This window comes from uncultured Cetobacterium sp. (assembly GCF_947039425.1).
Classification (GTDB): Bacteria; Fusobacteriota; Fusobacteriia; order Fusobacteriales; family Fusobacteriaceae; genus Cetobacterium_A.
The window spans coordinates 1-11404 of record NZ_CAMQYW010000035.1; the positions used below are offsets into that span (position 1 = coordinate 1).

The 11404-nt window shown below is 24.5% G+C and carries 9 protein-coding genes; 5 read left to right on the forward strand and 4 right to left on the reverse strand.

What is annotated here, in order from left to right; translation table 11 throughout:
- The first annotated feature begins 1184 nt into the window (after window positions 1-1184).
- Window positions 1185-3968 carry an EAL domain-containing protein gene (locus Q0V09_RS03680; protein ID WP_297487220.1) on the forward strand — a complete coding sequence of 928 codons (2784 nt, stop codon included), beginning with the start codon at window positions 1185-1187 and terminating at the stop codon, window positions 3966-3968.
- A gap of 24 nt (window positions 3969-3992) precedes the next feature.
- On the opposite strand, the gene Q0V09_RS03685 is transcribed toward Q0V09_RS03680, so the two are convergent.
- On the reverse strand, window positions 3993-5009 hold the full coding sequence (locus Q0V09_RS03685; protein WP_297406492.1) for a hypothetical protein: 1017 nt from the start codon (window positions 5007-5009) through the stop codon (window positions 3993-3995).
- Window positions 5010-5178: 169 nt separating this feature from the next.
- Here Q0V09_RS03685 and Q0V09_RS03690 point away from each other — a divergent pair, with 169 nt between their 5' ends.
- Window positions 5179-5724, forward strand: a complete 546-nt coding sequence (locus Q0V09_RS03690; RefSeq protein WP_297406490.1) for a membrane lipoprotein lipid attachment site-containing protein — start codon at window positions 5179-5181, stop codon at window positions 5722-5724.
- An 81-nt stretch (window positions 5725-5805) separates the two neighbouring features.
- On the opposite strand, the gene Q0V09_RS03695 is transcribed toward Q0V09_RS03690, so the two are convergent.
- The 3 genes from Q0V09_RS03695 to Q0V09_RS03705 form a co-directional block, all read right to left on the reverse strand.
- Complete coding sequence (locus Q0V09_RS03695; RefSeq protein WP_297406489.1) at window positions 5806-6006, reverse strand: cold-shock protein; 201 nt, start codon at window positions 6004-6006, stop codon at window positions 5806-5808.
- A gap of 305 nt (window positions 6007-6311) precedes the next feature.
- The gene (brnQ, locus tag Q0V09_RS03700) at window positions 6312-7595 is read right to left on the reverse strand and encodes a branched-chain amino acid transport system II carrier protein (RefSeq protein WP_297405180.1); all 1284 of its coding nucleotides are present in this window, start codon (window positions 7593-7595) and stop codon (window positions 6312-6314) included.
- Window positions 7596-8312: 717 nt separating this feature from the next.
- Window positions 8313-8639, reverse strand: a complete 327-nt coding sequence (locus tag Q0V09_RS03705) for a hypothetical protein (protein WP_297405181.1) — start codon at window positions 8637-8639, stop codon at window positions 8313-8315.
- A gap of 174 nt (window positions 8640-8813) precedes the next feature.
- Between Q0V09_RS03705 and Q0V09_RS03710 the strand changes: the two genes are divergently transcribed.
- The 3 genes from Q0V09_RS03710 to Q0V09_RS03720 are packed head-to-tail and all read left to right on the forward strand — an operon-like array spanning window position 8814 to window position 11208.
- Window positions 8814-9536 (forward strand): ParA family protein, encoded by a 723-nt coding sequence (locus Q0V09_RS03710; RefSeq protein WP_297405183.1) that lies wholly within the window; start codon window positions 8814-8816, stop codon window positions 9534-9536.
- On the forward strand, window positions 9536-10207 hold the full coding sequence (locus Q0V09_RS03715) for a hypothetical protein (protein WP_297405185.1): 672 nt from the start codon (window positions 9536-9538) through the stop codon (window positions 10205-10207). The genes Q0V09_RS03710 and Q0V09_RS03715 overlap by 1 nt, the downstream gene beginning before the upstream one ends.
- A gap of 14 nt (window positions 10208-10221) precedes the next feature.
- Entirely contained in the window at window positions 10222-11208 is a 987-nt protein-coding gene (locus tag Q0V09_RS03720; protein WP_297487222.1) for a S66 peptidase family protein, read from the forward strand.
- The last annotated feature ends 196 nt before the right edge of the window (window positions 11209-11404 follow it).

Consider the following 11404-nt stretch of genomic DNA (forward strand, 5'->3'; position numbering starts at 1 on the left):
AGATACGAATTCGTGACTGGAGTTCAGACGTGTGCTCTTCCGATCTAAAAGATTTCTTCATGGAGCAGGAACGACATGTAATGCTGATGTTTTTGCTTGGTCTGCAGCTCAAATAAAAAAAGCACTGGATATTACTAAAAAATTAAATGGTGAGGGCTATGTTTTTTGGGGAGGTAGAGAAGGATATGAAACTTTATTAAATACTAATATGAAATTAGAACTTGATAACCTAGCTTGTCTTTTAAATTTAGCAACAGAATATGCTAAAGAGATTGGATTTAATGGACAATTTTATATTGAACCAAAACCTAAAGAACCTACAAAACATCAATATGATTTTGATGTAGCTACAGTTATGAATTTTTTAAGAGCATATGGACTAGAAAATAAATTTAAAATGAATATAGAAGCAAATCATGCAACTCTTGCAGGACATACATTTCAACATGAATTAAGACTTGCTAGAGTAAATGGAGTATTTGGAAGTGTTGATGCCAATAGAGGAGATTTACTCCTTGGATGGGACACAGATCAATTTCCAACAGATATATATGATGCCACTTTGGCTATGTATGAAATTCTTATGGCTGGTGGTTTTACAACAGGAGGATTAAATTTTGATGCTAAAGTTAGAAGAGCATCAACAGATACTCTAGATTTATTTTATGCTTATATAGGAGGAATGGATACATTTGCTAAAGGATTAAAAGTAGCAGCTAAATTAATAGAAGATAAAGTTTTTGAAAATATCATAGAAAAAAGATATGAAAGTTTTAAAAGTGAAATAGGTATTAAAATTTCAGAAAAAAATATAACTTTAAAAGAACTTTCAGATTATGCCTTAACTTTAAAAGAAGTAAAAAATACATCTGGAAGACAAGAGATGCTTGAAAATATTTTAAATAACTATATCTTTAAAACAAACTAAAATAGCACCATCTCGTAAAATTTATATTTTGCGAGATGGTGTATTCTTATTTTATAACCCTTTAAAATTTTTATTTATTTATTGTATAAAAATTACGATATTTTTATTATTGTAATACGAGTTTTATATTTTTTATTAAAAAATATAATTATTAATATCTCCAAAAAAAAATGATTAAAAACACTTTATTTTATTACCTTTTTTGTTCATATATGATAAAATATAGTTTCTTAAAAACCATGCTGGAGATGATTTTATGTTTAAAATTACAACTTTATTTTTTATAATTTTCATATCAACTTTTTCATCTAATAAATATAAACCTAAAAACATTCAAGAAAAAATAACTTTAAATAAATATAAACATAAAATATTAACAGTTGGACTTAGTGATGCTGATTTATTTCAAAGTAAAACTAATGGGCAATCTTTAAATTTAATAATAAAAGATCTTTTAGAAAATTATTTAGATTTAAAAATTAAAGTTAAAATTGATGATTGGGATGATTTATATAAAGAATATAAAAATAATAAAATTGATATTTTAGGGAATTTAACACACTCCTTAAAAAGAACTGATCATTCTGTTTTTTCCTACCCCTTATTTGATCAAAGTTTATATATTGCTTCAAATAAAATTAAATTACAAAATTTGGAAGATTTAAGTAATAAAAATATTTATACAGTTAAAGATTCCATTTATAATAATTATTTAAATGGTCTTGTTTCAAATAAAAATATAAATATTAATTTAATTTCAACTAATAATAAAATGAATTTTAAAAATCAACTTATTTTAGGACCTGAAAAAGAGATTGAGAAATTAAAATATAAAATAAAATTAATTAGTCTTCCTGGATTATCAATTGGATTACATAAAAAGTATAATGATTTGCTTCCAATTATAAATAATGCTTTAAATGAAAAATATTTAAAAGAAATTTCAAATTTATTTAAAGAAAAGAAAAATAATATATATAAAGAAAATTTTTATAATTCATTAACATTAGATGAAAAAATATATTTAAAAAAATTAAAACCACTTAATTTTGCATATGAAGCTGATCAAAATATAGTTTATTACTCTAAAGAGTTTAATCAATATATTGGATTTATTCCACTTATAATTAAAGAAATTCAAGAACGAAGCTCAATTAGATTTAATATTGTTAATAATAAATTTAAAAATATAAATGAGATATATAATGCCTTTCTAGAAGAAAAAGTTGATATTCTTCCTTTGGCTAAAAATAAAGAAAGAAATAATTTATTCGAATTTACAAATCAAGTTGATTCAGTTAATCTATTTGAAATAACAAATTATAAATATGATATAAAAAAAATAGGTGTCATTCAAAATTCAATAGAAGAAAGTATTGCTCAAAATTATTTTTTAAAAAATAATATTGTTTTATATAATAACTATGAAAATTTAAAAAAAGATTTAATATCCCATAAAATTATGAGTGGATTCCTTTTTTCAAGAGAGGGATTAAGTTCTGATAAATTTAAAATAAAAAAAATGATGGAAATCCCTATTTATTTTAGTGTTCATAAAGATGATATTATTTTAAAAAATATTTTAAACAAAGCTATTATACATCTTCTAAATCTTAAAGATATAAAAGAAAAAGCAAAAGAGGATATTAATTATGAAAGGTTTTTAAAAAATGAAAATAATAAAGATAAAAATAAAATTTTATTATATTTATGGAGTATAACTTCTATCTTATTTATTATTGCATTATTTAAAATAATATTTCATAAAAAAATGGTCAAAAGATTAAAAAAAGATCCTTTAACAGGACTTAAAAATAGAATTGAATTTAATAGCTTTAATTTTAATGATATTGATTTAAAAGGATATGCTATTAGCATTGATATTAATAATTTAAAAGATTTTAATGACAAATATGGACATATTGCTGGAGATAATCTGATTTTAAAAATATCTAATTTTTTAAAAAATACATTTAATGAAAACTATACTTTTAGAATTACTGGTGATTCCTTTTATATTTATTTAGATAATAATAATATCTTGTTTCATTTAGATAAATTAATAGATCATATTAGAAAATTTAAAAAAATATCTGGATACTTTATTCATTTAAATATTGGATATTTTCATATTAAAAATAATGAAACTTCTTTAGAAAAGGCTTTCAATTATGCTGATATGGCTATGTATGAATCTAAAAAAAACTTATCACTTTATTATTTAGAAGCAACAGATTTATTAATAAAGAAAAAAGAAAGGGAATATACTATTAAAAATCTTTTAAGAGAAGAAAAAATTAATGAAATTTTTCCAGTTTATCAACCTAAATTTTCTATAAAAAACAATGAAATTATAGGTGGAGAAGCTCTTGCTAGATGGATTACAACAGATTTAGGGTTTATCTCTCCAGCTGAATTTATTCCCATTGCTGAAAAAATTAAACAAATTTATCTTATTGACTATAAAATAGCTGAAGAAACTATTAAAACCATAAAAAAATGGAAAGATTTAAATTTAATTAATAAAAACTTTAAACTTTCTTTTAATATATCTATGGAGACTTTTGAAAGAGAGGATATTGTTAATACGTTAACAACTTTATTGGATAAATATAATATCTCTGGAGAATATATTGAAATAGAAATAACAGAATCAATTCTTTCAAGTAATTTAAACAAAACCTTAGAAAAATTAAAACTTATTAAAAATTTAAATATCCAAATTTCAATAGATGACTTTACAGCAGGACATTCAACAGCTACTCTTCTTACCTGCCTTCCTATAGATATTGTTAAATTTGATAAATCTATTTTAGATATTATAGTAGAATCAAACAGTTATAATCATAGTATTTATAAAAATTTAATATCTTTAGTTAAAGATTTAAATTTAAAAATTGTCGCTGAAGGTATTGAAACAGAATATCAACTTAAATTTTTAAAAGATAATAATATTGATATTGGTCAAGGGTATCTTTTTAGTAAACCTATTCCTTCTATTGATTTTGAAAACTTATTACAAAAAAAAAGAGATGAATAAAATTTTCATCTCTTCTTTATATTATTAAATTAATATTCTTTTTAAAAGTTCACTTACATTTTCTTTATTATCTAAATATTGAACTAAATTATATGTATATTTTAAATCTTTATTTTTTTCTTCAGAAAGTAATCCTTTAAAATCTTCTATTTTTGAATAATTATTTTTGCTCATCCAATTTTTTATATCATCTATTATTACACTAGCTTTTCTAGGTTCTAATAAAATAGCACTAACCATCTCAACAACACTAGCTCCTACCAAAATATTTTTAACAGCATCCATTCCACTTAAAATGCCTGTATTTGATACTAGGCTTAAGTTACATTCGCTTTTATAATAAGATCCAACAGTACGTAAACTATTACTATTTTCACCTTTATGACTTAAATATGGTCTTGCATTTATTTTATTTAAATTCATATTAATATCAAAATTTAAGAATTTACCAAACAATACTACCCCTTTCACATTTACTTCTGCTAATTTATCCAAAAATAAATTAACATTTGAATAAAAAGGTGATATTTTAACAGTTACTGGTATTTTTACAGATTCAACAACAGATTTAACTATCTGTAATTGTTCCTCTTCAACTTCATTTGATGATTTTTTTAGATCATGAGGAACAAATAATAAATTTATTTGTAAAGCATCTGCACCTGATTTTTCAATAGCTTTAGCATATTCTACCCAACTTTTTATATTTGTGCAGTTAAAACTTACAATCAAAGGTATCTTTATTTGTTTTTTTATCTCTGTTATTTTAAAGACATGATCTTCTATTCCCGTATCTTCTCTTTCAGGAGCTATAGTAACCATCTCTGCATTTCTATCGCCATACTCTCCCATAAGTTCATCAAATAATAGATTATCTTTTTCTACTTGTTCTTGAAAAATTGTTTTATAAACAACTGCTCCTGCTCCTGCTTCTTCATATATTCTTAGGTAGTCTATTTTATCAGTAAAAGGATTTGCTCCAATTATTAATGGACTCTTTAAATTTAAACCCATATAATTAGTACTTAAATCAATATTCATATGACACTCTCCTTTTCTTTTATAAAAACCTTTAATATTAATATGGTTGAATTATATTCTTTTAGTTACAAAAAGTCAAAATAATATATATCGTATTGAATTTTATTGAGATAGTTGTATAATAAAATTAGTAGAGTAACATTTTATATTTTTACAGGAGATGACTTATATGAAAAAAATATTATTTGGACTATCATTAGTTATAGCTCTAAGTGCATGTAGTGGAGATTACAACACACCTATTGAAGCAAAAATGATTCCTGCCAATTTAGTTAAGGTAGACAATGGAAAACTTTATGGCATTCTGTCTAATAAATTAATTACTGGTACTATTTATAGTGTTGACTCACAAGGCCATACTTTTATTTTCCCTGTTGTTAAAGGAGAATATAATGGAACTGAAACTTTTATGGTTAATAAAGAAAAGGTCGCTTCATTTAAAAGAGACCCTAAAACAGATGATCATATTATTAATGTAACTTATTATTATCCAAATGGCAAAATAAAAACTCAAGAAACTGTTGATAGAAATAGCTTAACATCAATAGAAAAGAAATTTAATAGTGTAGGAAAATTAGTTGAGATGTATTCTATGACTAAAAATACTCTTAAAGAAAATAATGAACCTGTTCAAGATGCTGATAATAAAAATTATATAATAAATCGTTTTACAGAATTAGAAAAAATAATTAACTCTGGAACTATATTAAATTAAATGAAACCTGACTAAAATTAGTCAGGTTTCATTTTTTCAAAAAATAAAAAAAGTCAAAGCGATTAAACTTTGACTAATTAATTATCTAACTGTTACGATGTTAGAAGCTTGAGGACCTTTATCTCCATCAACGATGTCGAAAGTAACTTCCTCTCCTTCAGTTAATTTCTTGAATCCGTCTGCTTTGATTTGAGAGAAGTGTGCGAATACATCTTTCCCGTCCTCAGCAGTTATAAATCCAAATCCTTTTTCTTCGTTAAACCATTTTACTGTACCTTTCATTCTAGTACCTCCGTTATTTTAATTTGTAATAATTCTACAAATTTTAAATTACTGTTGAATAAGAAGGTTCTTTAAGATACTCTGTTCAAAAATATACCCATTCCTTACTACCTGAAATTAAAACTTATATAACCATTTCTAAAATTATTATACTCTATTTTTTAGTCTTTGTCAACTTATATTATTTTTATATAGATAAGTTTGTGAATTATATATGATAATGTTCTAATCCTCTAATTGGGAAAACATTAATTATATACTTTCCTTATAATATAAAAAAAGAACTCTTCCGAGTTCTTTTTATTTTATGCTTCTATTGGTGTTGATAATTTTTTACTTACTACATATGCTATTCCACCAGCAACTAATGTTGGTACAACCCATACAAATCCTTGTTTAGCTAGAGGTATACTTCTATATAATACTTCTATTACATGTATATCTGAATTATCAACGATAATTTGAATTACTGCAAATACTGCTGATGCAGCAACACAACTACGTCTTATTGTTAAGTTTGAAATTCCCATAATTCCTAAGAAGATTAAAACTATTGTTATTGGATATAAAATTCCTAAGATAGGTGAAGCTATTACTACGATTTTATCTACTCCAAAGTTAGCCATAAAAGTAGAGATTAAAGATGAAACTACAGCTACTTTCTTATAACTCATTTTATAAGTGTTTGAGAAGAACTCTGATACTACCATTGTTAATGCTATTGAAGTTGATAAACAAGCTGCAATTACACAAATTCCGAATATAAAGTTTCCATATTTTCCTAAGAATAAAGTTACAAAGTTAGCAACTAAAGATGCTCTTGATATATCTGCTGGGAAATACTGATTTCCAGTTGCCCCTAAGTAGAAAAGACCTAAGTAAATAATTGCAAGACCAGAACCTGTTACAATTGAAGCTCTTTTTATAATTGTTGCTCTTTCTGATTTCTTATCATATCCTCTTACAGTTAACTCAGCAAGAATAACCATACTAAATAATCCAGCCATGATTCCATCCATTGTTTGATATCCTTGAGAGAATCCAAATCCAAATGGATTAGCTGATACATGTGGAGCTCCTGGTGTTCCTATTTTATGTGTTGCTCCTATATAGATCATTGCTAAAACTATAGTTACTATTGTAGGAGTTAAAATTTTTCCAACTCTATCAATTGCTTTTGATGGATTTAATGACATATATAGTGTTATTCCAAAGAATATAATTGAACTTATTATTGGACTTAAATGAAATCCACCTAAATTTGGTAGTAATCCTAATTCATAAGCAGTTGCTGCTGTTCTTGGTGTATTTGTAAATACAACTGAAGCCATTAATAATAAAGAGTATAATGTGAAAAATGATTTTGATACTCCTCCTGCAAACTTCTCATAACTTCCAACTTTATTCATAGTCAGTACTCCAAGTACTGGTAATCCTATTCCTGTTAATGCAAACCCAAGTGCTGATACCACCCAGTTTTGACCCATTGCTAATCCTATACTTGGTGGAAATATTAAATTCCCAGCTCCGAAAAACATTGAAAACAATGCTAAACCTATTACTAACCAATCTGATTTTGATTTTTTCATTTTGAAACACCTTCCCTAATCTAATTTTGTAGCTTTTTTCTTTTTGTCTTAAAAATTTAATATATTTTCAAGACTCTTACTATTTTTTTTATTCCAATAATTGTTAATCGTCTATTGTATGTTAAAACGATTTTTTTCGTTCTGTTACTGAACTTAGGTGAATTATATTACAAACTTTATTTTGTGTCAAGTATATTTATTTAAGACAGTTGTCGTTAAAATTCATTATTCCTCATCCAGCCCTTTTTTTTCAATATGTTTTAACTTCCAAAAAAGTCAAAAAATATTTTTATGTGTTGTTTTTACGGAAAGTGTTCTATTTCAAATATTATTGTGGGCTAATTATAGTAGTTACTTTTAAGTACGATCGTTCTTATTAATGATTAATTTTTAGTGAAACTATAAAGCTTACTTTCTTTAAAAAATGTCTGTAAATATTTTTGTCCTAAATTAATATTTATATTTTAGTACTTTTTTTGTAAAAATAGTTTTTAAGTATAAGTATATTTATATATTCCAATCTATATTTTTGACCTTAACTTTAATTTGTGTTCACTATTTATAATAATTAAAACTGCTATTTTTATCTATTTAAATTGATTATTGAGTGTTTTAAATCAGTTTTTTTTTATAGTAAAATAAAAATACACCTTTAATATTAGATCTATAATCTAAAATTAAAAGTGTATTTCATTATTTTCTATACTAACTATTCATTTATTTTGTTGTAGTTGTTTCTTCTGCTTTTTCAGGAGCCTCAGTTTTAGGAACATCAACTGTTTTTGAAACAGGTTCTTTAAAAGTTTCATCTTGTGTTACACCTTGAACATTAACTTCTCCATTTTTTTCTTGTGTTGCTTCTGCTACAGTATTTTGTTCTGTCACAGTTCCATTTGGATTTTCTGTTACAGTTGTTTGATCTGTTACAGCTTCTGCTACAACTTGTTGAGATTTACTTGCTTGCTTTTCAGAAGTTTTTCCATTACATGCAAATAAAGAAAGAGATAAGGCTAAAATAGCTAGTAATTTTAATTTGTTATTCATAGTATCCTCCTAAAATTAAATAAATTGTTTTTTTTTTCACAATTTATTTAATTTTACTACTTATTACTCTTTAATTCAACTTTTTTATTGTTAAAATTATTTCACTGAAAATCTTAATAAAAAGAAAAAAAAGTGGTAAAATATAAAATAAAATCTATTACTAAGGAGAGGTCTATGAAAAAAGGTAAAATGATAACAGTAAAAGTTAATAAAGGAGGAATAGGGAAGACAACTATTTCAACATGGCTAGCTCATGGTTTAGCTGAACTAGGTTATAAAACTTTATTATTAACCTCTGATTCTCAAAATAATATTTTAGATATTACTTTTAAAGAAGAACAGAAACCTCTTTATAGTAGCGGTCTAAAAAATTGGGTAACTAAAGGAAATGGAGATATTATTAATATAAGAAAAAATCTAAATTTTATTCCACTAGAAAATAGCATTTTTAGTAATAATTTTTTAAAAAAACTACCACTATTTTTGGAAAAATTAAAAGAAGATTATGACTTTATAATCAATGACAGTATTCCAACTATTAAATTAGATAAAGAATTTGTTAACTCTTCTGATAAACTTATCATTCCAGCTTTTTGTGATAGATCTACAGTTGAAGGAATTTTAAATGTCATTGATGAAGCTGGTATTGATAAAATCTTTGCAATATTAGTTAATAAATATGAAAATACTGAAACCCAAAAAAAATACTATAAACAATTAAAAGAAGTTTTAGATAATACAAATATAATATTTCCTAATCCAATTCCTAATAAATCACAAATTTCAAAATTAATAGATCAAGGAAAAACTATTTGGGAAAGTAAGTCTCAACAAGTACAAGATATACAGGATACTTTAACAACCATTTTATACGAATTAATTCACGGAGGTAAATAATGTGCGCCTTAACTCTTCAAGAAAGAATGTCTCAGAAAGTCAAAGAAAAATCAATTGAAAAATCAGTTGAATTAAATAATAAATTAGTACTATCAACATATAATTTTTCAAAATTAAATTTAGATAAAACTACACTTTCCTTTTTAGAAAATAAAACAATTGAAATAAAAAAAATTACAAATAAAGCATACACTGAATTAGGTAAATTATTTTTTGAAACATCTAATCTTTTATCCCTTAATGGATATGGTTGCTTTGAGCAATGGTATACAGAACTTGGTTTTAAAAAACAAACAGTTTACAATTATATTAATAGATATAAAATGATTGTCCAACGGTTGGACAATCAAAAAACCATTGAAAGTTTACCATTAAAAATGGTATATGAAATTGCAAAAGAGAATTGTGATGAATCCTTGATTACTAAGGTTTTAAACCTTCAAATTACAACTTATCAAGACTTAATTCATGAAAAAAATAAATTTAAAAATACAGAGGAAAACGCAATAGAATTATTAGACTCTAATGAATCTATTGATTATATAAATATTGAAAAAAAGTATAAAAATATAAAAAAAATTCTGACTAAAAATAATTATGAAAATATTAATCAAAAAAAGAAACAAAAGATATATGAATATATAAAAAAAATTGAATTATTATTAAAGTAATCTAGGAGGATTTTATGAGTTTAAAATTAAAAATTGGAGATACTATTGGTTTTTATTCTTCTTCATCTCCAGCAACTTTTTTTGCACCAAAAAGATTTAATAGAGCTGTACATTATTTAGAAAATAAAGGTTTTTCTCTCATCGCTGGATCTCTAACTGGACAAAAGGATGGATATAGATCAGGATCTATCCTTGAAAGGGCTAAAGAACTTAATAATCTTATACAAAATAAAAATATCAGTTGTATTATGTCTACTATAGGTGGAAATAACTCAAATTCACTCTTACCATATATTGATTACGAAACAATAAAAAAAGATCCTAAAATATTTATAGGATATTCTGATATAACTGCTATTTTACTTGGAATATATGCAAAAACAGGAATAGTTACTTTTTACGGGCCTGCACTTGTTGCAAGTTTTGGAGAGTTTTCTCCCCTTGTTGATGAAACATATAATTATTTTTCTGATATTTTAATAAAAAATAATAACCTTCCATACACATATAAAAATCCAGATTTTTACACTGATGAATTTATAAATTGGGAGGAACAAAATACTTCTAAAAATACATATAAAAATACACTTATTACTGTTATTCCTGGAGTTGTAAAAGGAAGAGTTATTGGTGGAAATTTAAATACAATTTATGGTATTTGGGGAAGTGAATATATGCCTGAAATTAAAAAAGGAGATATCCTTTTTATTGAAGATTCTTTAAAAACTGCTGCTGATATTGAACGAAGTTTTTCTTTTTTAAAAGTTAATAAAATCTTTGATAAAATTAGTGGAATTATATTAGGAAAACACGAACTTTTTAATGATCAAGGATGTGGTAAAAAACCATATGAAATTTTACTAGAAGTATTAGGTGAAACTAAAATACCTTTTTTAGCAGATTTCGATTGTTGTCATACTCATCCCATGATAACTCTCCCAATTGGAGGAGAAATTGAATTAGATACAATCAATCAAAAAATAACACTTCTTAAATTTTAAATAATAAAAAATGCTTGGAAATCCAAGCATTTTTTATGTCTCATTATACGAATAAGTAAACTAAACCTAAAACATTGAAAAAGATTAGTGCGGAGGAAAATCTTTTTTCAATATATACTAGTAGTATTCTCAAATAACACTCCTAATATTTGTGCAAAAGTAAACTTAAATAAATATAGATCGGAAGAGCACACGT

Excerpts from the sequence above, each read along its gene's own strand:
- Q0V09_RS03680 (WP_297487220.1), top strand. The coding sequence starts at position 1,185 with ATGTTTAAAATTACAACTTTATTTTTTATAATTTTCATATCAACTTTT.
- Q0V09_RS03685 (WP_297406492.1), bottom strand. The coding sequence starts at position 5,009 with ATGAATATTGATTTAAGTACTAATTATATGGGTTTAAATTTAAAGAGT.
- Q0V09_RS03690 (WP_297406490.1), top strand. The coding sequence starts at position 5,179 with ATGAAAAAAATATTATTTGGACTATCATTAGTTATAGCTCTAAGTGCA.
- Q0V09_RS03695 (WP_297406489.1), bottom strand. The coding sequence starts at position 6,006 with ATGAAAGGTACAGTAAAATGGTTTAACGAAGAAAAAGGATTTGGATTT.
- brnQ (WP_297405180.1), bottom strand. The coding sequence starts at position 7,595 with ATGAAAAAATCAAAATCAGATTGGTTAGTAATAGGTTTAGCATTGTTT.
- Q0V09_RS03705 (WP_297405181.1), bottom strand. The coding sequence starts at position 8,639 with ATGAATAACAAATTAAAATTACTAGCTATTTTAGCCTTATCTCTTTCT.
- Q0V09_RS03710 (WP_297405183.1), top strand. The coding sequence starts at position 8,814 with ATGAAAAAAGGTAAAATGATAACAGTAAAAGTTAATAAAGGAGGAATA.
- Q0V09_RS03715 (WP_297405185.1), top strand. The coding sequence starts at position 9,536 with ATGTGCGCCTTAACTCTTCAAGAAAGAATGTCTCAGAAAGTCAAAGAA.
- Q0V09_RS03720 (WP_297487222.1), top strand. The coding sequence starts at position 10,222 with ATGAGTTTAAAATTAAAAATTGGAGATACTATTGGTTTTTATTCTTCT.